This window comes from Novosphingobium sp. (assembly GCF_965214355.1).
GTDB lineage: Bacteria > Pseudomonadota > Alphaproteobacteria > Sphingomonadales > Sphingomonadaceae > Novosphingobium.
Genome location: NZ_CBDCBI010000002.1, coordinates 1,648,376 through 1,674,877, shown reverse-complemented (window position 1 = coordinate 1,674,877; position 26,502 = coordinate 1,648,376). Strand labels below are relative to the sequence as shown.

Below are 26,502 nucleotides of genomic sequence, written 5' to 3'. Positions count from 1 at the left end.
GTTCAATAAACTGTGCCATCATCCTCGACCGGCACCGCATCGCTTTCGGCCGGGGCGGCAATCGCGCCGTATTTCGCGGCATAGGCCTTGCGCAACGCATCGAGCACCGCCTCGCGCGTCGATACCTGCAGGTCGCGGCTGGTGCGGCGCGGTTCGCTGTCGGGCTTGAACGCTTCCCAGATGATCCCGGCCTTGGGATCGCGATCATCGGGCGTGCCTTCGAACACGTGCTTGCCCGATACGCGGTCGATCTTGGCCATGCGCACGCCTTCGGGCGCGGTAAACGGAATGGCGTGCCACTCGTCGCGCGTGGTCGTGACAAACTGGTGGAAGATCGGCCCCGCGATGCGCCCCCCTTGCGCATAGCCGCCCAGGCTGCGCGGCTGATCATACCCCATGTAGATGCCCGCGATGATATTGGGCGATCCGCCCACGAACCACACGTTCGTGGGACCGCTTGTCGTGCCTGTCTTGCCGAAGATCGGCAGGTTGAGATCGCGCAAGCTGGCGGCCGTGCCGCGCACAACGACACCTTCGAGCATATGTTCGACCTGGAATGCGGTGCGTGCATCCATCGCCTGGCGCCCGGTCGGTTTGAAGCGCGGCATCGCGTGGCCGTCCCATTGCGCCATGTTGCACGTGTCGCAATTGCGCTTGTCGGCGCGGTAAATCACCTTGCCGTTGCGGTCCTGCACGAAATCGATCAGCGTCTGGTCGTGCAGCCGGCCATGATCGGCCAGCGCGCCATAGGCATTGACCAGGCGCGCAACCGTCGTGTCACCCGCGCCCAGCGCCATCGCCAGATAGGGCGGATAATTGCCGATGCCCATCGTCTTGATCATCCGCACGACTTTGTCCATGCCGATGTCGTTGGCGATGCGCACGGTCATCAGGTTGCGCGATTGCTCCAGGCCCCAGCGCATCGTGTGGCTGCCGCCGGCGCCTTCATCGCCAAAGTTCTTGAAGCATTTCTGGCCCAGCGCCGCGCCCTGATAGACGCAGAACGTCCCGTCGAGCACGATCGAGGCCGGCGTCATGCCGTTGTCGAGCGCAGTGGCATAGACGAACGGCTTGATCGCCGAACCCGGCTGGCGATTGGCCTGCGTCGCACGGTTGAACGAACCGAGCCGCGCGTCGAACCCGCCCTGCATCGCCAGTACGCGGCCGTTTTCGGGGTCCTGGACCACCATGCCGCCCGACACTTCGGGAATGATGCGCAGCGCCCAGTTCGTACCGTTCGGCGCGACGGCGACGACATCGCCGGGGCGGATCGCATCGGCCAGGCCCGCGACTGCGCCGGTAGATCCGTCGGTAAACCCGATGCGGCCGGTCGATCCCGATTTTTCCAGAATCGCGCCGACCCGCCAGTCGAGATACTTGATCGAAATGTTGCTGCCGATCAGCTGCCCCTGCCATTGCGCCGGATCGACCTTGGCGATCGGGCCGTGCCAGGCGTGCCCGGCGGCATAGCGCAAAAGCCCCGTGCGCAACGACGCCTGCGCTGCCGATTGCAACCGCGTATCGAGCGAAGTGCGCACCCACAGCCCGCCGCCATAGACGCTGTTGACGCCGTCATCGGGATTTTCGCCGAACTGGTCGATCAGTTGCCGGCGCACTTCCTCGAGGAAATAGCCCGCGTCGGTCGTGTAATTGTCGGGCCGGCGCGTGACGAGGCCGAGCGGCTGCGCCTTGGCATCGTCGGCTGCGCTGCGCGTCGCATAGCCATTCTTGACCATCTGATCGAGCACCCAGTTGCGCCGGGTCATCGCCTTGTCGAGGAATTTCGCGCGGCCGTATTCTTCGGGCGCCTTGGGCAGGATCGCGAGGAACGCCGCCTCGTTCAGCTTCAGATCGCCGACGTCCTTGTCGAAATAGGCGCGCGAGGCCGCCTGCACGCCAAAGCTGTTCCGCCCCAGCGCGATTTCATTAAGGTACAGCTCGAGAATTTGCTGCTTGGTCAACACGGATTCGATCCGCATCGCCAGCACCATTTCCTTGAGCTTGCGCGAGACTTTGTATTCGTTGCCGATCAGCAGGTTTTTCGCCACCTGCTGCGTGATCGTCGAACCGCCGCGTGCGCGGTTGCCCGTGCCGAACTTGGTCGCATAGTCGATCACCGCGGCGCCAAGCCCGGTGACGTCGACGCCGTGGTGCTGAAAGAACGATTTGTCTTCTGCCGACAGGAACGCGCCGATCAGCGGCTCGGGGAAATCGACATAGCGCAGTTCCACGCGACGCTCGCGCGCAAACGTGGAGGCGATTTCGCCATCGCTGCCGCGCACCATTGTCGGCAATGTCGGCTGATAGGTCAGCAATTTGTCCGCGCTGGGCAATCCGCGCAGCACCGACGCCCACAACACGCCATAGGCCAGCGCGATGACCAGCACGACGATCGCAATGCGGCGGGTCCAGCCCCGGGTCGTCAGCGCGCGCCAGATCCCGGCAATCCGGCCGGATCCTGCGCGGCGGATGCGAAACGACACGGGCTGCGCGCCGGGCGTGTCTTGCGGCGGGGTATCGTCGGGCGGGGTGTCGTTGACCATTGTGCGCCGGGCTTTAGAGCAGGTTCTGCGGTTTGGGAATAATCGAGTTCACGCCTGGTCCTTAATCAGGCACCAGGCCCACCTGCCAGAAATATCGCGATGGCGCGCGCCACTGCCTTGCCAAACCCGTCGCGCCACGGCCGCGAGGTCATCGCGCGGGCATCGGCCGGATTGCTGACATAGCCCGCCTCCAGCAGCGCCGATGGCAAATCGAGCGATTTGAGCACGACGAACGCGGCCTGCTGCAACGGCACATCGCGAAAGGCGATCTGGCCCTGCCCTTCGCGGCGAAGCAATGCGGCGAAGCGGGCGGAATCGAGCCGCATGCGCTGTTGGGACAGATCGACCAGGAATTGGGAGACGGTATCGCCCTTGCCATCGAGCGAAACGCCATTGATCGTATCGACCTTGTTTTCGCGCGCCGCCACCGCGCCGGCCAGCGCGTCCGACGCCTTGTCCGACAGCGTATAGACCGTGGCGCCCGTCGCATCGGGCACATCGGCGGCATCGGCGTGGATCGACAGGAACAGGCTGGCGTGCATCCGGCTGGCGATGCCGGAGCGTTCGGTCAGCGCCAGAAACCGGTCGTCGCTGCGCGTCAGCGCCACGCGGACATGCCCGTCGGCGAGCAATGCATCGCGCACCGCGAGCGCCAGCGCCAATGTCAGCACCTTTTCACGCTCGCCTCCCGGCCCAGACGCGCCCGGATCGTGCCCGCCGTGCCCTGCATCGATCACCACCAGCGGCCGACTGGCATCGGCAGGGCCCTCGATTGGCGGCAGGCCGATCGCCGATTGGCCATCGGGCAGCGCAATCCGCACGACATAGGCGGGCACGCGGCCAAGCGCGCCGCCGGGCAGCCGAAATTGCGCGCCCAGCGCGGCCAGCGACAGCGCAAACAGCATGACGATCGCCGCGATCCACGACAGGCGCCGCCAATCCACCGTATTGCGTGCCTGCTCACTCATCCGGCGACCGCGCTCATCATGCCCCCACCTGGTTTCCCGAAGCGCCATTAACCCTGCCGCGCGGCCCAGCGCCAGTGCCAGCGCAGCGGTTGTGAAAAAAATGCGCGTGCATTGCACCCAATGGAACCAGCATGGCTATAAAAGATGCGCGGGTTTTAATTGCCGCTTTGCAATTGCGATGCTAGCAACCCAAATACCGGGGATTGCCGGCACCGGCACCAGCCAGGCACCTGCGTATCAATCGCAAGTGCGGCGAGCGTGGCCGTTGGCAGGACGATCCGGTAAAAATTGCGGGACGAGGCGCACGATGTTCATGCCCTGCCCCCGCCAAAGGTTGATGCCCACAATGACGAGCCGATTTTCCAGCCTGACGAAGCGCCCCACCGGGGCCCTTCGCGACTGGAATAAACCCGGCAACCCTTGTCCCGACCATAACCGTCGGGAACGCACAAACAGGCTTGCGCGCACAGCGTCGCGCATCGCCATGCGGGCAGATTCACACCAACCGCCGCCGGGCGGCGAGCATATGGGGGCCTTTTCCCCGCTCGCATCCGGCACATCCGCATTCGCGATCCGCCCCGCCGGCAGCCTGTGCTGCCCGGCTGGCGTTCGCGCCACCGCAATGAACCGCGCCCAGGACCCGGGATTCGTCCCGCGGCCGCGCGGCTGGAGATTATTTGATGACTACGCGCATGCTGATCGATGCGCGCCACCAGGAAGAAACCCGGGTGGCGGTGCTAAAAGGCAATCGGATTGAAGAGTTCGATTTTGAATCTGCCGACCACAAGCAGATCAAGGGCAATATCTACCTTGCCAAGGTTACCCGGGTAGAACCCTCGCTGCAGGCCGCTTTCGTCGACTTTGGCGGCAATCGCCATGGCTTCCTGGCGTTCAGCGAAATCCACCCCGACTATTACCAGATCCCCAAGGAGGATCGCGAGGCGCTGCTGGCCGAAGAGGCCCACCACGCCGAGGAAGAGGCCGCACTGCGCGCCGCCGAAGACGAAGAAGACGATGAATTCGAAGGCGCAGATTTCGAAGAAGGCGATCATTACGACGACGCCGATGGCGTGACCGAGATCGACGACGCCGGCACCGGCCGCGTCGCCACAATCGAGGGCGGCGTAATCGAAGATGGCGCCGAGCACGACGAAGCAGACCACGATACCGCGGGCGATCGCGAAGACGGCCATGCCGAAGACGGCGCCTCCGACGACGAAAACGGCCAGCGCCGTGGTCGCGGCCGCCGCCGCCAGTCGCGCGGCCAGGCCAAGGAAGCCGACGACCTGCGCGCGCGTCGCCTGGCGCTGCGCCGCCGCTACAAGATCCAGGACGTGATCCAGCGCCGCCAGGTGCTGCTGGTCCAGGTCGTAAAGGAAGAACGCGGCAACAAGGGCGCGGCGCTGACCACGTATCTCAGCCTGGCCGGCCGCTATTGCGTGCTGATGCCCAATTCCAGCCATGGCGGCGGGATCAGCCGCAAGATCAATTCGTCGGCCGACCGCAAGCGGCTCAAAACGATCATTTCGGACATGGCACTGCCCAAGTCGATGAGCTGCATCGTGCGCACTGCCGGGCTGCAGCGCAACAAGACCGAGATCAAGCGCGATTTCGACTATCTGGCGCGCCTGTGGGACGACATCCGCGAAAACACGATGAAGGCGAATGCGCCCGAACTGATCCATTCGGACAGCGATCTGGTCAAGCGCGCGATCCGCGACATCTACAATCGCGAAATCGAAGAGGTCGTCGTCGAAGGCGAAGCGGGATACCGCGCCGCCAAGGATTTCATGAAGCTGCTGATGCCCAGCCACGGCAAGCGGGTGAAGCAGTACGCCGATCCGGTGCCGCTGTACCAGCGCTATGGCGCCGAAGACCAGCTGACCGCGATGTACGATCCGGTCGTGCAATTGCGCAGCGGCGGCTACCTGGTGATCAACCCGACCGAAGCGCTGGTGTCGATCGACATCAACTCGGGCCGGTCAACCAAGGAACTCGGCATCGAGCAGACCGCGGTTTCGACCAACCTCGAAGCCGCGCGCGAAATCGCGCGCCAGTTGCGCTTGCGCGACATGGCCGGGCTGGTCGTGATCGATTTCATCGACATGGAATACGGATCGAACGTCCGCAAAGTCGAAAAGGCGATGAAGGACGCGCTGAAGGACGATCGCGCGCGCATCCAGGTCGGCCGGATCTCGGGCTTCGGCCTGATGGAAATGAGCCGCCAGCGGCTGCGCACCGGCGTGTTGGAAGCGACGACGCGCGGGTGTCCGCATTGCGACGGCTCGGGCCTGGTACGCACGGCCTCGTCGGCCGGGCTGTCGGCGCTGCGCATGATCGAGGATGAGGCAGCCAAGGGCAAAGGCAGCATCATCACGCTGTATGCCAGCCAGGAAGCCGCCATCTACGTGCTCAATGCCAAGCGTCATGATCTCGCCGAGATCGAGGCGCGCTATGGCGTGCTGGTCGAAGTAATCCCCGAAGGCGAGAACGAAGGCGCGAAAATGCGCGTCGCCTCGCGCGGGCCGCGCCCCGAATTCATCCCCCGTTTCGAACCGATCGCCGAGCCGATCGAGGACGATCTGGATGAAGAAGAGGACGAGATCGAGGAAGAAGAGGTCGAGCGCGAAACGGCGCGGGAGCCGCGCGAACAGCGCGAGCCACGCGAACCCCGCGATGCCGAAGGCGGCGATGGCGCAAAGCGCAAACGCCGCCGCCGCCGGCGCGGGCGCAATCGTGATCGCGAGGATGGCGCGCCTGAGAACGGCGAAACAGCGGGCGAAAACGGTGACGGCGAAGATACCGGCACCGATGAAGATGGTGACGAAGACACCGCCGGCGAAACCGTTGCACAGGCCGGTGAAGGCGGCGAAAACGGCGATGGCCGCCGCAAGCGTCGTCGTCGCAACCGTCGCCGTCGCAACCGTGACGGATCGCCCGCCGATACCGAAACGAACGGCGAAACGTCCGAAGGCGATGCACCCGAAGCGGATGGCGGCGATGACCAGGCCGAACCGGTTTCAGCGGTGGAAGAAGCCGTCGACGCCGAACCAGCGCCCAAGCCCAAGCGCAGCCGCCGCAAAAAGGCGTCTGACGACGGCGAAGTCGTAGCCGAAGCGCCAGCCGCAACCGAAGCGCCAGCCGCAGCGGAAGCACCGGGCGAAGCCGAAACGGTTGCGGAAAAGCCCAAGCGCAGCCGCCGCAAGAAGGCCGATGCCGAGGTGGTTGCCCAGGCACTTGTCGAAGCGCCCGTTGAAGCGGCTGTTGAACCGGCCGCCGAAAAGCCGAAGCGCACGCGGCGCAAGAAAGCCGATGTGACGGCAGAAGCGGAAACCGCTGAAGCGCCAGTCGAAACGCCCGGCGAATCGCTTGCGCCCGAGACCGCGCCGGCCGAACCTGCAGCTGCGGCAGAAGCCGGGGCAGACGGCGACGCGGAAACGGGCGCCGACGACTCGGTCGATGAAAACGGCGCGCCGCGGCGTGGCTGGTGGCAGCGCACATTCGGCGCATGACCTGATGGATCACCCCGCCCATGCGCCGAAAGGCCGTGGGCGGGGCTCATTCTAACGAAAGGCCCGGCCCTTGCCCGACCGCCCGCTCACCCTCGCAATATGGCAGCAACCGGGCGTGCCCGGCGAACCCTATACGATGGTCGAGCGACTTGCGGCGCTGTTCGCCAGAGGCGCGCTTGCCGGGGTGGACCTGTTGCTGCTGCCGGAATTGTGGACGACCGGCTATATGGATGCGCTCGCCGTTACAGAGGGGAGCGAACGTCCCAATGGCGTTTACCCCGGAAAAATCGCTGCGCTCGCCAGCAAGCATGGCGTGGCCGTGGCGTTCGGATACGCCGAACACAACCGATCTCGACCTTATAATTCCGCACAACTGGTCGATCCGACCGGGCGGGCGATCCTGCATTATCGCAAGGTCAATTTGTGGGCCGATTACGAACGCGCGCTGTTCACCGCCGGTGACACGCCCAGCGCCATTGCCGAACTGCACGGCTGGCGAATCGGATTTTCGATCTGTTATGACACGGAATACCCCGAAACGGTGCGCGATATGGCGATGCGCGGTGCCGATCTGGTGCTGGCGCCGGCCGCCGTGGGCCGCGAATTCGCGCTGGTTGGTGAGGCGATCATCCGCGTGCGCGCAGCCGAGAACGGCGTGTGGCTGGCATTTGCCAATCGCTCGGGCGAGGAACTTGGCTATCGGTTCGACGGGCAGTCGGCGATCGTCGGCCCCGACGGGGTGGTCCGGGCCCGCGCTGACGAAGACGAAGCACTGTTGGTTGTGACGCTCGACCCGGCGGCGCTTCCCGCCGCGCGCGCCGAAATGCCGTACCTGCACGAGATGCGCTGGGCTGCACCAAGGCTTTAGTCCGGATCGTTCGTATGCTGCCAAATCGACCAAAACCATGGTTTCCGCGCGGTCAACCGCGTTGGTCAAATTTCGCTTAACGTCAGACGTTCATCGTGCCTGCGACATCGTCTGCCGCCTGCCCTGGTGCGCGATGCCATGATTGCGGGGCTTGCGCCGCAATCGTCGCCCCTGCACCGCCGCCCCCTTGCGACCGGGGCGCGCATGGGCGAAATCTCGGCGGCGCCGGCCAATCATGGGTTGCCTCCCATGGCCGGCGCCGTCATTTTGCCATTGCGACGCACGGTGCCCTGCCCGAATGCGCATCTTGCCCCTTGCGCCTGTCGCGCTAAGTACTACGTGCATGTTTGCAAGTGCGAACAGTTTTGCCGGTCAAGCGTATCGGCCACACCCCAGCGGCGAATGAAGGGTTGAACATGGCGACTTTCAGTCTTCCGAAAAATTCCAGGATCACGGGCAAAGCGCGTCACTACGCGGCCGCGACCCATGGCAAGATCCGGAAGTTCAAGGTCTATCGCTATGACCCCGACAGCGGAGAAAATCCGCGCTACGATACGTTCGACATCGATCTGGACCAGTGCGGCCCGATGGTGCTCGACGCACTGATCAAGATGAAGGCGGAGCAGGACCCCTCACTGACCTTCCGCCGCTCGTGCCGTGAAGGCATCTGCGGGTCGTGCTCGATGAACCTGAACGGTCGCAATGGCCTGGCGTGCACCACCGCGATCGAAGACCTGACCGGCGAGATCCGCATCACGCCGCTGCCGCATATGGAAGTGATCAAGGATCTCGTTCCCGATTTCACGCATTTCTATGCACAATATGCCTCGATCCGCCCCTGGCTGCAGACCGTTTCACCGACGCCTTCGGGCAAGGAGCGGCTGCAAAGCCCCGCACAGCGCGAAAAGCTCGACGGCTTGTACGAATGCATCCTGTGCGCATGCTGTTCGACCTCGTGCCCAAGCTACTGGTGGAATTCGGACAAGTTCCTGGGCCCCGCAATCCTGCTTCAGGCCTATCGCTGGCTGGCCGACAGCCGCGACGAAATGACCGGTGAACGGCTTGACGAGCTGGAAGATCCCTTCCGCCTCTATCGCTGCCACACGATCATGAATTGCGCCAATGTCTGTCCCAAGGGGCTGTCACCGGCGCGCGCGATTGCCGAAATCAAGAAGATGCAGGCTGAACGCGTCATTTGATCCAGCGATGTCCGATAGCGATTTCCGGTACGAGCCATCCCCGGATCATCCGGGGTGGCACACATGGAACGTGCGCGACACGGCGCTGTTCAATGCGCAGACCATGGGCAGCATGGTCGTGCGCGAAGAGACGCTGCCCGGTGGCGCCCGGGCGATGCGTCTGCGCATGTTTCCCCAAACGCGCCACAGCAATCTGCAGGGCGCGGTACATGGCGCAATCACCCTCGCGCTGATCGATGTGTCGCTGTTCACCGGCATTCGGCTGATTTTGGGGGGCGATGCCTCCGGTTCGGTTACGCTTGATTTGTCCACGCAGTTCATCGGCGCGGGGCGCATCGACGAACCGCTCGACGCGATCACCGAAATCATGCGCGAAACCCGCCGCCTGGTGTTTGTCCGCGGCACCGTCGAGCAGGGCGACACGCTGATCGCAGCGTTCCAGGGCACTGTGCGCAAGCCGTCCCCTCCCCCTCCAACGGCCCGCTGATGCGCGTTTCGGTCCGCTACGCGCAGCTCGTGGCCGCCGGCGAATTGCGCCCCGATCCCGAACAGGCCGCCGCCGCCGCCCGGCTGGACCAGCTTCAGCAGGAACTCGAGCCCCCCCCCCCGGCATTCGGCCCGGCATCAAGCATTATCGGACGCCTGTTCGGCCACAAGCAACCCGCAATCCCGCGCGGAGTCTATCTGTGGGGCAGCGTCGGGCGCGGCAAGTCGATGCTAATGGACCTGTTTCACGATAACCTGGCCATCCCTGCAAAGCGCCGCGTGCATTTTCACGAATTCATGCTCGATGTGCATGCGCGCCTGCGCGAGGAGCGAAAAAAGGAAAGCGGCGATCCGATTGCGCCGGTCGCGGCCGCGATCGCTGCAGAAACGCGCGTGCTGGCGTTCGACGAGATGGTCGTCAACAACAGCGCCGATGCGATGATCATGAGCCGGCTGTTCACCGCGATGATCGTGCGCCACGATCTGGTGATCGTCACGACATCGAACCGCGCGCCCGCCGACTTGTACAAGAACGGGCTCAATCGCGAGCATTTTCTGCCGTTCATTGCTTTGATCGGGCAGCGGATCGACGTCCTGGGGCTCAACGGCCCGACGGATTACCGGCTCGACCGCATGCAGGGTGTGGGCACCTGGCACACGCCCGTGGGCGATGCGGCCACTGCGCAAGTGCGCGAGGCGTTTTTCCGGCTGACCGACTTTCCGCCCGAAGACAGCGAAAACGTCCCCTCGGCCGAGCTCGACCTGGGCGGCGGGCGCGTGCTGCATGTGCCCAAGAGCCTCAAGGGCGTTGCGGTATTCAGCTTCAAGCGCCTGTGCACCGAAGCTCGGGGCGCATCAGATTACCTTGCGATTGCGCGCAAGTATCATACCGTGATCGTGGTCGCGATCCCGCGGCTGGGGCCCGATCGGCGCAACGAAACGATGCGCTTCATCACGCTGATCGACGCGCTGTATGAGCGCAAGGTCAAGCTGATCGTGACCGCAGCGGCCGAGCCGGCGGAGCTGTACGACACCAGCAGCGGCGGTGACGAAGAAGGCCGGTTTGCGTTCGATCGCACCGTCAGCCGGCTGATGGAAATGCAGAGCCAGGATTACCTTGCCCTGGGTCACGGCGAAGATTGATCCGCGAATTTTGAGGCAGGGGTTGACCACTCTCCCTACCGCTGGGTACAGTCCCATTTCGAGACATCAACTATGCACCGCCGTGTCTGACGGCCGGCATCGGTTTTGTCGAAACCATTCGTAAACCGCGAATCGGCAGATGCGTTAACCAAAAAAGAAGCCCGCGTTTTCACGCGGGCTTCGTCTTTATGGCACTTGCCAGGCGGGTAATTTCGCGGAAATCCGTGATTTCGGCGCCCAGAAAACACCATTTCGATGCCTTGCGGCATCAATCAGCTAACGAGATAACGCCACATGATTTTAGTCCTCCATCCACGAAGAGGACTATTATGTAGCATTTCGCCTTAAGGTTAACAATGTCTAAACATGACCGAAACGGCGAATGCCGTTCGCGTCGTACTCCCGTTCAAAGACCGCAAACGGTTGTGGCCGTCCGAGATAAAAGCCCTGCGCCTGGTCGCAACCCATGTCGCGCAACAACGCCAGCGTCGGCGCGTCCTCGATCCCTTCGGCAACCACGGTTTGCCCCAACGCATGCGCGAGCCCGATCGTGCTGGCGACGATTGCCCGCTCGCGCTCGCTGTCGCAGATCCGCGCGATGAAGCGTCGGTCGAGTTTTAGTTCATCACTGGGCAGATCGGCGAGATACGCCAGGCTGGCCTCTCCCGTGCCGAAGTCGTCGATCGAAAGTCGAAAACCCAGCTGGCGCAATTGCGACAGGTTGAACACCGCGGCGGCGCGATTGCCCATCGAACTGGTTTCGGTGATTTCCACGGTAATCAGACCCGGATCGACACCGCGCCGCGCAGTGATCTCGGCAAAATTGCGCACCAGATCGGGCTTGTCGACCATCTGCCCCGACAGATTGACACTCATCTGAAACCGTTCGCCCTTGGCATTGATCGCCAAAGTTGCGGTAATCGCCTGGTCGAGCACCCAATACGTCAGCGCGTCGATGCGTCCGGCACGTTCGGCCTGCAGGATGAACGCGTTGGGCGCGATCGGCCCGCGCGTCGGATGGTTCCAGCGGATCAGCGCTTCCGCGCCGCAGATGCGGTGGCTGGCGACATCCCACTGCGACTGGAATGCCAGCCAGATGTCGCCATTGCGCAGGCCTTCATCGATCCGCGCATGCAGCGAAAGCTCCCACGGCGCCTCGGCCAGGCGATGCGCCTCGAACAGTTCGATCGCACGACCGTTGGCGAGCGCCTCGTTGGCGCTGGCCAACGCGGAATTGACACGCGTTGCGGTTTCGACGCCTTCGTTGCGATCGAGACCGAAGTGAATGTTGGTATCGAAGGTGTGTGGCCCGACCTGCAATGGCGAGGCGAACAGCGCGCGCAGCCCTTCCAGATGGCTCAATTGCATGTCGAGCGGGCGGGCTTCCTCGGTCCACGAGAAATGGCCGCCGTCCGAATGATAGACTTCGGTCGCGCCGCAACCGACCGAAATGCGCCGCGCGATCTGGCGCGAACATTCGCCGCGCAGATCGCGCGGCAGGGTCGCCAGCATTTCGTCGTAGCGCGCAATCGCGGCGACCACGACGTCGCAACCGATCGGCAGCGTGCTGGCCGACAGCGCCAGCATATTGGGCAGGCCCGATGCGCTGGTATGCTGGATGCGCCGCGTGCGTTTCTGCCAGATGCGCATACCTGCAAACAACAGCACGAGCAGCAGCGCGCTGTCGGACGTCGCGACCAGGCCCACGGTGCGCAATGCGGCCGGCAGTATGACCAGTGCGCCGAGCACAGTGGCATAGATCGCCAGCTTGATCCGTTTGCGCGGGGCATTGTGGCCCAGGTACAGCAGGCCGAACACCAGCGAGAGCATCGCCAACCCAGTGAGCGAGGCATTGACCGGCCGTTCGAGCGCAACCGCCCCGGCAATGTCATGGGCAACCGGATTGACGAGGCCGTGACCGAAATAGTACGTGCGGCCGTCACGTGCATCGAACGAGGTCAGCATGACCGATTTGCCGGAAAGCTTATCCGGGCGGACTTTGCCATCGAGCAAGTCGCGCCCCGAGATAGTCGGGATCGTGCCGGGATCGACCGAGAAATCGGCGTAATAGTCGGATTGAAAGCCGGAGTGCACACCGCTCAGATCGGTGCTGACCGTAGGATAGCGGGCGCCATCGATATCCACCCAATAGGGTGCATGTTCGACATAGCTCAGGAAATTGGTCGCCCACGCTGCCACCACGATCGGATGATGGTGAACGAGCGAGGCATCGGGAATGATGAAGGATTTGGTAAAGGCCGTATCGACCACCGGCCGGACGACAAACACCGCATTGCTGCCCAGCTTCCCCAGCACATCGCGCAGCCGCGCATCGCCCGACTTGTCGGCCCCGAATTGCAGCTTGGTATCAATGTAAAGCCGGTGCGGATTGCTTTGCCGCGCCATGTCGATCAACTGCGCCTCACCCGCGGCGCCAAGTGTCGCGATGTCGGCCGTGTTGACGACGACGATCGATTGTGGCGCCTGATGGTGCCAGTTCTTGTACAGCACATTCCAGTAGATATGCGCCACGGGTTCGCCGAAGTCCGTTGCCCATCCTGCGAGGGCAATGAACAGCGCGAGCCATAGTGGTGTTCGCAAAAGTCTACGCATGGGCCCTTATGCCGTCTGAAACCTATCCGGAATTAGCCCGAATTGATTGATATCCCCTTACCCGTGTTACGTTTTATCAACCAAGCAAACCTTTGCCGGATCGCGATAGTTACCCGCTGGAAACCTTGATTTCAGAGCGTGTTAGACGCGCGAGACTGCGTTCGAGCATCAGCAATTGCCACAGCGTGCGACTGGTATCGGCGCGGCCCGACAGATGCGTATCGACCAACGCCGTGATCGCCTCGGGTGCAAACCATCCCGATTGCACGAGGTCGCCGGAGGCAATTGCGCGTGCCGCGGCTGCCAGCGGCCCGCGCAACCACGCCGCGATCGGCGTGACGAAACCCATTTTCGGGCGGAACAGGATATCTTCGGGCAGGCTGGGGCGCATCGCGTGCTTCATCAGCCATTTGCCCGTGGTGCCGCGCACGCGCATGGTTTCGGGCAGCCGCGCGGCAAATTCGATCAGGCGATGATCGAGCAGCGGCTCGCGCGCTTCCAGGCTGACCGCCATGCTCGCGCGGTCGACTTTGGTCAGGATGTCGCCGGGAAGATAGCATTTGAGATCGGCATATTGCGCACGGTCGAGCCCGCTGCGCGCGGGTGCCTGCCGCATCAAATCAATCATCGGGTCCTCGCCGGCGTAGCCGCCGAGCGAGCGTAGAAACGCGTCTGAATACAGCCCGCCGCGTGTTTCGGCGCGCGTGACCGACAGCGTGCGCGCATAAGCCACGTCGCTGTCGAGCGCGAGGCTCTGGAACGTGCCGCGCGCGCGCAACGGGCGCGGTGCCCAACCCAGCGCAGGATACGCCCGGCCCAGCGCGCCGAACACGCCGCGCCGCAAGCCGGATGGCAACAGCCCTCTCACCTGGTCTTCGTGGTGGTGAAACGCGAGCCGGCGATAACCGGCCAGCGCCTCGTCGGCGCCATCGCCCGACAATGCCACGGTCACATGCTCGCGCGCCAGCTGGCACACGCGCCACGTCGGCAGCGCCGAGGCATCGGCGAACGGCTCATCAAACATCGCGACAAGCGTATCGACGTGGGCGAAATCATCCGAACCAACCATCCGGCGGTAATGCGTGGTCTGAAACTGTTCCGCGATGCGGTCGGCATAGGCGGTTTCATCGAGCGCGGCGACATCGAACCCGATCGAGCAGGTCGTCACCGGATCGCTGCTCGCGCCGGCCATCATCGCGACCACGGTCGAGCTATCCACCCCGCCCGACAGGAATGCGCCCAGCGGTACATCGGCGGCCATCCGCGATTTTACCGCCGCCTGCATCGTGTCGACCAGCTCTTCGGCCAGGCTTTCAACCGAGCCGGTGGCGCGGTCGGCAAAACTGATATCCCACCATTGCACCGGCTCCGGCACCGGCGCGCCGTGGCGCAGCAGCTGGTAATGGCCCGCCGGCAGTTTGGTGACGCACTTCAGGATGGAGCGCGCATCGGGGACATAGCCCCAGGTCATGAAATCCTCGATCGCCAGCGGATCGATTGCCCGGCCAAGTCCGGGATGTGCGAGCAACTGTTTCAGCTCGGACCCGAAAATCAGGCTGCCGTCATCAAGCAATGCGCTGAACAGCGGTTTTACGCCCAGTCGGTCGCGCGCCAGAAACAGCGTCTTCTGCCGCAGATCGTACAGCGCAAACGCGAACATGCCGTGCAGGCGTGACAGGCATTCGGTGCCCCAGCGCTGCCACGCGGCAATGATCACTTCGCTGTCACCGTCGGTGCGGAAATGCGCGCCCATCGCCTGCAATTCGCGGCGCAATTCGCGGAAATTGTAGATCTCGCCGTTGAACACCAGCATGACCGAGCCATCGTTCGACGGCATCGGTTGCGGCGATCCGGCCAGGTCGATGATCGACAGGCGCAAGTGGCCAAGGCCAATGCCGGGCGCAGTCCACGTGCCGCGACCATCGGGCCCGCGATGCGGCGCGGCGGCAAGCATGCGATCGACCAGCGCGGTGTCGATCGGCCGCAACCCGCGCGTGTCGAAGATCCCGGCTATGCCACACATTGCATCAGGCCCCTGTTACCATGCCGTCGATCCAGCGGTCGAGCGGACCCGTGGCCGCCGTGAATGCGATGACCGCAGCGGCAGGATCGCGATTGAACCGATCCGACGCGGACAGGATGACCACGGCGGTCGCGCGGCGCCGCAGCAACAGGTGATCGACCATGGCGTGCAGGCGCAAGGCGAGATTGCTGCCGGTCAGCAGGCCGCCGCTGCGATACCAGGTGCCGCAAATGCGGTGCTCGGGCCCGGACGGGCCAGGCGCCTGGATCACCTCGCTTTTTGCAATTCCCAACGGATACCCCGGGCCGACCCATGCCCACGGCGAACCCAGGGGCAGATCGCCCTGGCCAAACCCGCCCGCCGCGTTGCCGGTGTGCTGGCTGGCATAGAGTGCAAAGGATAGATCGACGGTCTGCCCCGCTGCATTGCGCAACCGCATGCGCAGATGCCGGTCGGCCCCGCCGTGCAGCGGATTCCATGCCACGCCGGAATCGCCGGGCACGGCCTCCCACCCCTTGATCTGCGGCAGAGGCAGGCCCTGTGGCAACTGTGCCACCCGCATCTGCGCCGACGCGCCCCATGCCAGACACACCAGCGCCATTGCCAGCATCGCCGGGATCGCCGCGCGCGCCGGCAGTGCCATCGCCCGCAACCGGCGCACCAGCGGCGAAGCCGCGATCGCCACGGGGTCGATCATCGGGGCGTCGACCGACCGATCGAAAAACCGCCAGCCGACGGCCATGCACAGCGCCATGACCACGGCAAAGAACACCCAGCCGTAGAACACATGATCGAAACTGCTGGCAAAAGTCATGCCGTACCAGCCCGCGATCCAGATCGTGCCGAACGCGCGCAGCCCGTTGGCAATGATCGGCACCACGACAGATACCGCCATGAACGCCAGCCGCCGCAGCCAGCGCACAAAACAGACATTGGCGACCAGCGCGCCATAAGCGACCATCGCGATCAGGAATTTGACCCCCGAACACGCTTCGGCGACCTGGAAATACCCGGCAGGCGTCGTGATGAATACGCCGTTGATGGTTGCCGTCACATGCGCAGCGTGAAGAAACACCATCGTCAGCGATGCGGTCATGGTCTGCAGCGCGGGGATCAGTTCGTCCCCCATCGGCACCAGGAACAGCATGTAGCACAGCGGGAACATCAGCCCCGCGACGACCTCGGGCCCCATGATCGCGGCAAAAGAGGCCTGCGCCATGATCACGACCGCCAATTGCCGCGCGGCCGCGACCCCGGCGAAATCGCCGAGCAGCCACAGCAGCCCCGCGCCGGCGAACACGAGCAGCGCGGGGCCCCATGCGACCGGCGTCAGGCGCAGCAGTTCGTGGCGGCGCTGCGCAATCATCCAGCCCAGGATCGGCGGGACGAGCAGGATATGGTTGAATGTCGAGCTGCCCCACCATTGCTTCGCCATCGCTGACCAGTCGCCAAGGAACAGCACGATCAGCCCGGCCCAGACCGCTGCCAGTTGCACCAGCGGCGCGCGCCAGATCACGGGCAGCGCGCGCGCCGGTCCGATAGCCATCGCCTCAGCCTGCATCGGCCAGGACCATGGCGCGCAGCGGCGCCAGCACGGCATCCCACCCGGCATGGGCCAGCACGAACGCACGAGCCGACGCGCCCATGGCCAGCGCGGCATCGCCATCATCCAGCAGCGCCAGCACCCGCGCGGCGAGCGCGGGCGCACCTTCGGCAATGGCGAACTGGTGGCCATCGCGCGCGCCGATACCCGTCGCCGCCGCCGAAGTCAGCACCACCGGGCGCGCCATGGCCATCGCTTCGAGAACCTTGTTCTGCACCCCCCGCGCAATCAGCAGCGGCGCCGTCACCACATCGGCGCCGGCCAGCCACGGGCGGACGTCAGCCACTTCGCCGGTGACATGCGTGCCATTGACACCTTGGAGCGCGCGCACTTCGGCATTCGGCGCGCGGCCGACGATGGCAAAGCCCGCCGCCGGATACCGCGCGCGGACCAAGGGCATCACATCGCGCGCAAACATTACCACGGCGGCCACATTGGGCGCGTAATCCATCTGCCCGGTAAACACGATCTGCGGGCTGGCCAGCCCCGGTTCGGCCGGCACCGCATCGGGGGCAAAGGTGACTGCATCGATGCCGTTGCCCAGCGCGCCGACGGTGATACCCTTTGGATTGGCCAACCCTGCGATGAACAGATCGCGTTCCTCGGGCGTGACCAGCAGCGCAATATCGGCGCGGCGGGCAAAGCGTTCCTCGTAGGCGCCCAGCACGCGCGCCTCGCGCGCATGGATCGCGCGCACCGGGCCGGGGCGCATCGCGGCGGCGTAATCGGCGAACTTGGCCGAATCCACATCGACGAAATCCATGACCACGCGGCCACGGAAATCGGCGGGTACGAATTGCGCCATCTGCCCGGAAAATACGAAAATCGCGTCGATCGCGCGCTCGGCCAAGGTCCGGCGCACCCACTGTTTGAGCCGCCACGACCGGAATGCCGCGACCGACACCGGTTGCCCGGTGATCAGCGCGCGGATCCCGGCCCAGCCGATCGACCCCTTGCGCAGCGCCATGCACGTGCTTGCTGTGACGCCATCGATCGCCGCCCCTGCCCGCGCCATTTCTGCGACATCCTCGACCAGACAGCCCAGATGCACATCGGCATGCGCCGACAGCGCGCGCAACAGGTTCCACGAGCGGATGCGGTCGCCACGATCCGGCGGCCACGGAATGCGGTGCGCCAGGAACAGGACCTGCGGTTGCATTGCCGTCACGCCAGCCCTGCGGCGATCAACGGCCCGAGACGGTTGGCAATTGCGAGAGGAAGCTTTTGCCACAGCACGATCCGGGCGCGGTATCTGGGGCTCAGCGGATTGATATCGCGCGCAGGTACGCCGTCGGCACTCCATTGCGCGTAGGCCAGCGGGCGCGGCGCAAAACCCCAGTTGCGCTTGAAATGATACGCACCGCTGTCGGTCTTCGACCGGCCGAAATCGAACCGGTCGCAGCCCTTTTGGCGCGCATGGCACATCAGCGCGTAATACATCACGTCGTTGGCGCGCAGCCGCCGCGCATCCGCGATCCCGCCGCCCCAATAGGGCATGACCGCGCCGCGATGATACAGGCTGAGCACCGATGCCACGGCCCGGTCGCCGTCGCGCACGGTCAGGATATCGGCATCATCGCCAAAACTGTCGAGCACGGCATCGAACAGCGCGCGCGGAAACACCGGCGTGCCCAGATTGCGCACCGATTCGGCGTAGACCGCATAATGCATTGCGCGATCGGCGGCGCTGCGCCCGATCTGCACCGTCATCGCATTGCCCAGCCCCTTGCGCACTTCGGCGCGCTGTTTGCGCGGGATCGCGGTCAATTGCGCATCATCGTCGGCGGCCAGCGGCATGACGAACCCGGCATGGCTATCGGTCTTGTGATGCCACCCCGCCCCCTCGGGCAATGCGCCGCCGCGCAACTCGACACATGGGCACGACAGCCGCGCCGCCAGCCGCAGCGCAGCGTCGGCCAGCGGCTGCGTCTGAGCCGGATCACCGATCACCCCGCCATCCACGGCAAACCCGGTCGACACCAGCGCGCGGCCGAACAGCGGCGAATGCACGGCGTTCAGCGGCAACATCGCCACGATGTCGCCCGCCGTTTCGGCCAGCAGCACATGCGTATCATGGCCGCAGGCGGCTTCGACCGCGCTCAACCATTCCGGCCGGTGAAACACGGTCGCATCGGCGCACTGTGCAACAAAGGCAGCAATGCGCGGCGCATCCTCGGCGCCCGCCGTACGGATGCGCGCCAGCGGAAAGGTTGCATGCATCATCACGGCGTCCGTGCGGCTTCGCGCGCCGCGAGCGCATCCATCCGGCCCCATTCGAAATCATGCAGCAACCGCGCCAGTTTGCCCTGCATCGCGCCCAGTCGGCTGTAATGGCGGATCTTCGATTTCAGCGAAGCCTCGGCCACACGCGGTTGCGCCTGGTCGATCTCCCACGGATGAAAATATGTCAGCGCCGGCCGCGCATCGTGGCGATTGACCCGGTGCAAAGCCCAGTGCGACAGCGCATAAGGCAACAACCGGAAAAACCCGCCGCCGCCTGCCGCCATGCGCCGGCCTGCAACTTCAGCGGTCGTCACCGGAATTTCGATCAGCTCTGCGCCCGCCACCGGGCGAAACGCAAAGCGCGGCGCCTCGCGCCAGCCGTAATGGTCATGCACGATCGGCGCGACGCTCGACGAATAGCGATAGCTCTGTTCGGCCAGCACTTCGTGCGCCCATGGCGTGCGCGTATCGATCGAGAAACTGGGCGCGCGATAGCCGATGACCTGCGCGCCCGTGATATCCTGCAGCACGTCGCGCGCGCGCACCAGGTCGGCGGCGAATTCCGCGCGGCCCAATGTAAACACCCGGCGGTGGTCCCAGCCATGGCTGGCAATCTCGTGCCCTTCGCCCGCAATGCGGCGCATCATCTCGGGGCAGCGCTGCGCCACCCAGCCGAGCGTAAAGAACGTGCCTTTGACCCCGGCCTCGTCAAACAGTGCCAGGATCGCATCGCAATTGCGCTCGACGCGCAGGTCCAGGCTGTCCCAGCGCGCGCGATCGATCACATTTTCGAACGCGCCGACCTGAAACCAGTCCTCGACATCGACCGACAGGCCGTTGATCAGATCGGATGCCATGGCGTGAGGATCAGGCCGCGCGGGCCGAGGCGTTCTCGCCCTCGAGCCATTCGATCAGCATCGTCAGCACATGGCGGATCGCTTCATTCTGGTCGGTCGTGCGCGTTTCGAGCGCCTCGATCCGATGCGTCAGTTCGGTGATCGTGGTCATCAGCGGCGCGTGATCGATGGCGGGCGCGTGCTCCGCCACAGGAGCATCGCGCATCTCGGCCAGTTCCATGACCGCCGCCTGCAATTCGGCAATCTGTTCGTCGCGCGCGGCCAGTTCACGCGACATGGCCTCCATCATACCGCCGGCCTGCGCCGAACTGTCGGGCGCCGGCGCCTGCGTTTCGGCATGATCGAGCCTGAATTCCACCGGGTGGGGCGGCGCGATCGAATCGTCGTCGGCGTCGCCTGCAAGATCGGCGATCACTTCATCGAGCATGTCGAGATCGATCGTATCGGCGTGTTCGACTTCGCCCAGCAGCAACAGGCGATTGACCAGCTGGTTGATCCGGCGCGGCACGCAGCCGCTCGCTTCGGCCAGCCGCGCATAGACCCCTGGTGCAAACGTCGGGCGGCCTGTCCAGCCGACATGCGTCAGCCGGTGTTCGACATAGGCGCCGACTTCCTCGACCTCCATCGCATCGAGATGATGCGTCGCGATCACCCGCTGGCGCAATTGCTCCAGCCCCGGCGAATTGACCGTCGCGCGGAATTCGGGCTGGCCCAGCAGCAATATCTGCAACAACGGATGCGCGCCGAGATGAAAGTTCGACAGCATCCGCAGCTCTTCGAGCGCGGCCACCGCCAGGTTCTGCGCTTCGTCCACGATCAGTAGCGTGCGGCGCCCGGCGCGCGCTTCGTTCTGCAGGTATTGCTCCAGGCTGGCCAGCGTCGCGGCCTTGTCGAATCCGCCAGCCTGGGCCACGCCGAAGGCCTGCGCCGCAACGCGCACCAGTTCGCCCGCATCGAGCCGGCTGGTCACGATCTGCCCGACGCTCAGCCGCTGCCGGTCGATCGACGCCACCAGATGCGCGGCCAGTGTCGATTTGCCCGCACCAACTTCACCGGTGATCACGATGAAGCCCTCGCCCTGCGCCAGGCCATAGCCCAGGTACGACAGCGCCTTGCGGTGCGTCAGGCTTTCGAAATAGAATTCGGGATCGGGCGCAAGCTGAAACGGCCGGCCACTGAACCCGTAGAACTGATCGTACATACCTGATCCTTAGCGGAAGTTGTAGCGGAGCCCAAGCTGGCCGAGCGTTTCGAGCTGGTCCTGCGAAATCTGCGGATTGACCCCCATCACTTCGAATGACCCGGTCGCGACCAGGCGATCGGTCAAATGGTGCACCAACGACCCGCTTACGCCCCAGTCGGCCGTCCCGCCATACACATACGTATCGGTGTGATAGATCGATCCGAACGCGCTGACATAGAACCGTGTCTGGCGATCGATCGGACCCGAAATGCCCGCATCGACATACCAGGTCTGATCGAGCTTGCCGTTTTCGCTGGCCAGGATGGTATCGGGCGCCGCGATATAGCGGCGCGTGGTGTACCCGCCCCCGACGCTGAAATTCAGCCGCCCGACATTCAGCCCATAGGCCGCGTTGAACCCGCGCGAGCGGAACACCAGCGCATTGGCCGACCCCAGCGTGCCGGTGACGCAACCGCCGCCTGCGCCGCCGGCCCCATTGGGCGTGCCGGTATAACACCCGCCGACATTGCCGCTGAACGGATCGCGCACGACCGTGCTGTCGGTCGGTACCTGTTGCAGCGCGGTCATCAGCCCGGAACCGAAGCCGTAGATCCCGTCGTAGACCGACGCGCTCAACGTCTGGCGGCTGTCGGGGGCGTGAAACAGCGAACCGTAATACGTCGTGCTGTCATAGCGGCGGCCCACATAGGCTGCGGCCATCGTGCGCTTGCTCGGGTGCCAGACGACACCGACATCCCAGGTCAGGCCATCGGTCTTGTAGGCGATCTGGCGCGGCTGGCTGCGGTCGACCGCGTATTGCCCGTTGGCGGCAAGGATCGGAATGCCATTGCCGTCGAATTCGGCATTGCGCTGCGACACCGCGACCTTTTCCCAGCCGATATCGGCCACGAGCGCGACCGCGCGAGTGATCGGCTGCGTAAATTCGACACCGGCGCGCTCGTCGATCAGCTGCTGATCGAGGCTGTTGATGTTTTCCTTCAGATAGCTGCCGATCAGCGTCACCCCGAACGGCAGCACCGCGCCCGGGCGCACGCCGGCCGAAACCATGCCTTGCTGCGTCAGCGAATGGCCGAAAAGATCGGGCTGCGCGCCACCGTTGGCCTGCGCATAATGGTAGATCTGGTCGATTTCGTTGTAGCCGACGTTGTACGCCGCCTTGATCCCGACAATGCCCGCATGCGTCGACAGCGAAGGACCACCATAGATCGAATAGATCTGGTAGATCGAACCCTGGTTTTCGATCGGATTGATCAGCACGCCGCCGCTCTGTTCGATCGACGTGCGGGTGGCCAGGCCCCCCACATCGAACGTCAGCGTGCGCGGAATGATCGTCGTGGTGGTGCGCAGGATGCCGGTAAACGTGTCGGAATTGCCGATGCCGCCGGCTTCGTCGAAATGGTGTTCGTAGCGCAGGCTGACAAAGCCGGTGGTGCGCTTGTCATTCAGCTGAACATCAACGCCAGCGGCCACTGTCGTATATGTGACAAAGGGCTGGTGCGGCGTGACCTGGTCATAGACCGTCTGATCGACCTCCAGATACGGGATGATCTTCGTGCGCTTGCGCTTGCGCTGCGCGTTGCCGTGCGCGAGCGGGGGGGTATAGGCCCCGTCCGAAGCGCTCGATGCCGAAGCGCTGGTGCCGTCGGGCGCGGTCGCGGTGTCGTCCACAGCGGTCGCGTTGTTGTACGACAGCCCCGCTCCGCCCGGCGCCGCCTGGGCAAGCGCGGATGCGCCCCCCCCTGCCGATGCGATCAGCGCGACGGCGCTGACGGTGATGGTCCAAACCCCCTTCATGCCGGATTAGTCCTTGTATCCATAATAGGTGCCAAACCGGCGCCCGCTGGGAGAAAAATGCGATCCATTGAGCAACAGCTTGATATCGTTGCATCCGGACAGCAGACCGACCGCATCGCGCAGCGCCGCTTCGCTGGTCATGTCGGCGCGCACGACGACGACCGCCTGCCCGACATGCAGCGCCAGGGCACTGGCCGGAGACGCGGCGAGCACCGGCGAACTGTCGAAAATCACGATGCGCCCGCGCGTCTGTGAGGTCAGCCGGTCGAGCACTTGCGCCGTGCGCGCCGCCGCCAGCCATTCGGTATCCGAACCCGAAGCATTGCCAGCAGGCAGCACGAACAGCCCCGGCACATCGGTGCCCAGGATGCAGTCCTCGACCGCAACGCGCGGATCGGACAGCGCATCGAGCAGCCCCGGCCCGCCCGGCAGGCCAAGCGTGGACAGCACCGACGGCTTGGCAAAATCGGCATCGACCAGCAGCACTTCGGTGTCTTTTTCCGCCGCCATCGACAGCGCCAGGTTGACCGAGCAGAACGTCTTGCCTTCGCCCGGCAATGCTGAACAGACCAGGATCCGCTCGCCATGCGCCGGGCCACGGCCCGCACGGGTTTCGGCGGCGGTCTGAAGCAACTGGCGCTTGATGATGCGGAATTCTTCGAGCAGCGCGGTTACCGGGCCTTCGGGCTCGATCATGCCGCGTTCGCGCAAGTGTTTGCGGTCGATCGCATGGAACGTGCCGCGAAACAGCTGCGCGCCGGTCGGGCGATCGAGTGGCGCGGGCTCTCGCGCACCCTGCACGGCAGGCGCGCCGAACGAGGGTACGGGCGGCACGGGAAACGGTGCTGGCATCGGCGCAACGTCGAACACCGGTTCGGGCGTAGCAGGGATGATCGCCGGCACGATGACGGGTTCCGGTGCAGCGACAGGCGCAGCGGCGACTGGCGGAGCAGCCGCGGGAGGCGCAACGGCGACAGGCGGAGCAGCCGCGGGGGGCGCAACGATCCTGCGCCAGTCATCGCCGCCACCGGCGCGCTCGATCAACGAGGCGCGCTTGACGCGCTTGGGCGGGGGGAGCGGGGTCTGATCGGTCATGTCATAGCTTCCGTTCAGGCCACCAACCGGCGCTTCATGAATTCCAGCGCCATCAGCACCATCAGCACCAGGACCAGCCCGGCGACACCGCCGCCAAACCATTTCAACTGCCGCCGCTGTTCGATCAGCGCCGCCGTCGTGCGCGACAGCGTAACCGCGCCCAGCACCGGCAGGCCGATCGCGCGTTCGAGCGCCGTGGTCGTTGCAAACGTGCCGCGAATATGGCCGAGGCCGAATGCCACGCCGCAACCGATGCCCAGGCCAGCGATCAGCACCCCGGCCAGTAACAGCGGGCGGTTGGGCGCCGAAGGTTCATGCGGCACGGTCGGCGGATCGATCACATTGAATTTGATCGCGTTGTGCTCGTTTTCGACCTGGCCGCGCAGGCGCAGCGCCTCGCGATCGCGCAGCAGCTTGTCATACTGTTCCTTCAGCACGTCGTAATCGCGGTTGATCCGCGCGGCTTCGGCGGCAACCGCCGGCTCGCTGAACTGCTGCGTGGTCAGCTGCGCGATTTCCTGCTGCAGCGAAGACTTGCGCGATTGCAGCGCAATCAGGCTGGCTTCGCGGTCGGCCCTGATCGACTGCAGCGAGGCATAGGCCGGATTGGGCGAACCGCCGCCGCCGTGATTGCCTTCGGCCGCCGCGGCGCGTGACAATTGCGCGATCTGCGCGCGTTGTGCGATCACATCGGGGTGGCTGTCGGTCAGGCCCTTGGCATGCATTGCGGCAAGGTCCGACTGCGCCTGGGCCAGCGCGCCCTTGGCGCCACCGCTGGTGCCGGGCAACGTGATCGTCGGCGGGGTGCCGGCCATCTGTCCGCTGATCGAGGCCACGGCGCTTTGTGCTGCCAACAGGTCCGAATCGATACCGCGCAATTCGGATCGCGCGCCTTCGATGCGCGCAGACGCCGCACCTGTGCCCGGCAGCATCCCGGCATTCTTCGATTCGAATGCCTGGCGCTTCTGCTCGGCTGCTTCCAGATCCTTTTGCCGATCGGTCAGCTGCGTATCCATGAACGCCAGCGTGTCGCTCATTTCGCCGCGCCCGCCCGACAGGTTTTCCTCGCGAAAGATGTCGATCAACTTTTGCGTGATGTCCTGCGACAGCTTCGCGTTTTCGGCGTCGGAATAGCCGCTGCTGCCCGAAGTGGCGCTGAGTTCGAACAGGTTTTCCTGGCTGTTGGTAACCTTGACCGCATTGGCGAGCGAGGCGACTGCGCCCTCCATCTGCTTTTCGGTGGTCACCTTTTCGCCCAGCCGCGTCGCGCGGACGACCTTTTCGAGGTTCACCGCGCTGGTCAGCGTTTCGCGCACGCGGTTGATATCGCGATGCCTGTCGGCACCGACGCCGATCTGGTCGGACAGCACATCGTCGATCTGCACGAAAATACGGGCGTGCGATTCGTATTTGTTGGGGATCGCCCCCACCGCCAGCCATCCGGCCAGGCACACGACCCACGCGAGCCCCAGCGCGATCCAGCGCCGGTTCCACACGCTGTGCAGCGCGCCTCTGATCTGGTCTGCAAGACCGTCCATGGTTTCAGGCCCCGCTCAGAACATGCTTTCGGGGATGATGATCACATCGCCCGGAAACAGCATGACATTGGCGCGGGTATCACCCTTGCGCAGCAGGTCGTTGATACGAACGGCATATTCCTTCTGCTTGCCGGTGGTCTTGTCGAACCGCACCAGCCGCGCGCGATTGCCCGCGGCAAATTCGGACAATCCGCCGACCGCGATCATCGCGTCGAGCAGCGTCATGTTGGCGCGATAGGGGATCGAGGCCGGTTTCTCGGTCGCGCCGACGACACGCACTTGCTGGCTGAATGTGCCGGCAAATTTGTTGACGATCACCGAAACGATCGGCTCCTGGATATATTGCGAAAGCTGCAGCTTGATGTCTTCGGCCAGCATCGACGGGGTTTTGCCCACGGCCGGCATGTCGGTGATCAGCGGCGTGGTGATGCGGCCATCGGGGCGCACCTGGACTTGCGCGCCAAGCTCGGGATTGCGCCACACGAAGATCGTCAGCTCATCCAAGGGCCCGATGATGTAATCCTCGCCCGGACCTTCCTGCAGCGAAACGAACGAGGCCGAGGGCAACTGCCCCGCCGGCCCGCCGCTTGCGCAACCCGATAGCGCGAGCCCGGCTACGGCGAGCCCGGCAAACGCCATGGCCGAACGCCGGCTGAACGGGCGGTCGCCAGAAGCAGGCGCGGCAGGGGCAGGCGCGGCGTCGTTCGACATGAACCATCCTTTGAAAACACTTTCGCGCAGTGTCCCGCCTGTCCCCGGAAGGGACGGAACCTGCGCATTTCCACACTGCAGCTATGTCCAAAAAGGGTGAAGATACGGTTAGTGCTTTGGTC

The 26,502-nt window shown here is 64.6% G+C and carries 18 protein-coding genes; 5 read left to right on the top strand and 13 right to left on the bottom strand.

Annotation, left to right across the window (positions count from 1 at the left end):
- Positions 1-2: 2 nt before the first annotated feature.
- Entirely contained in the window at positions 3-2,543 is a 2,541-nt protein-coding gene (locus ACOOE2_RS08145; protein ID WP_420382514.1) for a penicillin-binding protein 1A, read from the bottom strand.
- 65 nt (positions 2,544-2,608) lie between these two features.
- The gene (locus tag ACOOE2_RS08140) at positions 2,609-3,511 is read right to left on the bottom strand and encodes an N-acetylmuramoyl-L-alanine amidase family protein (RefSeq protein WP_420382513.1); all 903 of its coding nucleotides are present in this window, start codon (positions 3,509-3,511) and stop codon (positions 2,609-2,611) included.
- Between the two features lie 680 nt (positions 3,512-4,191).
- Between ACOOE2_RS08140 and ACOOE2_RS08135 the strand changes: the two genes are divergently transcribed.
- The 5 genes from ACOOE2_RS08135 to zapE all read left to right on the top strand — a co-directional run bounded on the left by ACOOE2_RS08135 (position 4,192) and on the right by zapE (position 10,719).
- A complete protein-coding gene (locus ACOOE2_RS08135; protein ID WP_420382512.1) occupies positions 4,192-7,023 on the top strand; it encodes an Rne/Rng family ribonuclease in 2,832 nt (943 codons plus the stop codon).
- A gap of 70 nt (positions 7,024-7,093) precedes the next feature.
- A complete protein-coding gene (locus ACOOE2_RS08130) occupies positions 7,094-7,891 on the top strand; it encodes a nitrilase-related carbon-nitrogen hydrolase (protein WP_420382511.1) in 798 nt (265 codons plus the stop codon).
- 416 nt (positions 7,892-8,307) lie between these two features.
- Positions 8,308-9,090, top strand: coding sequence for a succinate dehydrogenase iron-sulfur subunit (locus ACOOE2_RS08125; protein ID WP_420382510.1), 783 nt, complete (start codon positions 8,308-8,310; stop codon positions 9,088-9,090).
- Positions 9,091-9,097: 7 nt separating this feature from the next.
- Positions 9,098-9,577, top strand: coding sequence for a PaaI family thioesterase (locus ACOOE2_RS08120; RefSeq protein WP_420382509.1), 480 nt, complete (start codon positions 9,098-9,100; stop codon positions 9,575-9,577).
- Positions 9,577-10,719, top strand: coding sequence for a cell division protein ZapE (gene zapE, locus ACOOE2_RS08115; protein ID WP_420382508.1), 1,143 nt, complete (start codon positions 9,577-9,579; stop codon positions 10,717-10,719). Before ACOOE2_RS08120 ends, zapE begins: the two co-directional genes overlap by 1 nt.
- A 360-nt stretch (positions 10,720-11,079) precedes the next feature.
- Here zapE and ACOOE2_RS08110 read toward each other — a convergent pair whose 3' ends face one another.
- The 11 genes from ACOOE2_RS08110 to ACOOE2_RS08060 all read right to left on the bottom strand — a co-directional run bounded on the left by ACOOE2_RS08110 (position 11,080) and on the right by ACOOE2_RS08060 (position 26,308).
- Positions 11,080-13,332 (bottom strand): EAL domain-containing protein, encoded by a 2,253-nt coding sequence (locus ACOOE2_RS08110; RefSeq protein ID WP_420382507.1) that lies wholly within the window; start codon positions 13,330-13,332, stop codon positions 11,080-11,082.
- 109 nt (positions 13,333-13,441) lie between these two features.
- Positions 13,442-15,355 carry an XrtA/PEP-CTERM system amidotransferase gene (locus tag ACOOE2_RS08105; protein WP_420382506.1) on the bottom strand — a complete coding sequence of 638 codons (1,914 nt, stop codon included), beginning with the start codon at positions 15,353-15,355 and terminating at the stop codon, positions 13,442-13,444.
- Positions 15,356-15,359: 4 nt separating this feature from the next.
- Entirely contained in the window at positions 15,360-16,901 is a 1,542-nt protein-coding gene (gene xrtA, locus ACOOE2_RS08100) for an exosortase A (protein WP_420382505.1), read from the bottom strand.
- Between the two features lie 4 nt (positions 16,902-16,905).
- On the bottom strand, positions 16,906-18,117 hold the full coding sequence (locus tag ACOOE2_RS08095; protein WP_420382504.1) for a TIGR03087 family PEP-CTERM/XrtA system glycosyltransferase: 1,212 nt from the start codon (positions 18,115-18,117) through the stop codon (positions 16,906-16,908).
- Positions 18,118-18,122: 5 nt separating this feature from the next.
- Positions 18,123-19,178 (bottom strand): FemAB family XrtA/PEP-CTERM system-associated protein, encoded by a 1,056-nt coding sequence (locus ACOOE2_RS08090; protein WP_420384578.1) that lies wholly within the window; start codon positions 19,176-19,178, stop codon positions 18,123-18,125.
- A gap of 2 nt (positions 19,179-19,180) precedes the next feature.
- Positions 19,181-20,038, bottom strand: a complete 858-nt coding sequence (locus ACOOE2_RS08085) for an XrtA system polysaccharide deacetylase (protein ID WP_420382503.1) — start codon at positions 20,036-20,038, stop codon at positions 19,181-19,183.
- Between the two features lie 10 nt (positions 20,039-20,048).
- Complete coding sequence (locus tag ACOOE2_RS08080; RefSeq protein ID WP_420382502.1) at positions 20,049-21,239, bottom strand: AAA family ATPase; 1,191 nt, start codon at positions 21,237-21,239, stop codon at positions 20,049-20,051.
- Positions 21,240-21,248: 9 nt separating this feature from the next.
- The gene (locus ACOOE2_RS08075) at positions 21,249-23,036 is read right to left on the bottom strand and encodes a hypothetical protein (RefSeq protein WP_420382501.1); all 1,788 of its coding nucleotides are present in this window, start codon (positions 23,034-23,036) and stop codon (positions 21,249-21,251) included.
- Between the two features lie 6 nt (positions 23,037-23,042).
- A complete protein-coding gene (locus ACOOE2_RS08070) occupies positions 23,043-24,131 on the bottom strand; it encodes a capsular biosynthesis protein (RefSeq protein ID WP_420382500.1) in 1,089 nt (362 codons plus the stop codon).
- A gap of 14 nt (positions 24,132-24,145) precedes the next feature.
- Positions 24,146-25,669, bottom strand: coding sequence for an XrtA system polysaccharide chain length determinant (locus tag ACOOE2_RS08065; RefSeq protein WP_420382499.1), 1,524 nt, complete (start codon positions 25,667-25,669; stop codon positions 24,146-24,148).
- Positions 25,670-25,684: 15 nt separating this feature from the next.
- Positions 25,685-26,308, bottom strand: coding sequence for an XrtA/PEP-CTERM system exopolysaccharide export protein (locus ACOOE2_RS08060; protein ID WP_420384577.1), 624 nt, complete (start codon positions 26,306-26,308; stop codon positions 25,685-25,687).
- Positions 26,309-26,502: the final 194 nt, after the last annotated feature.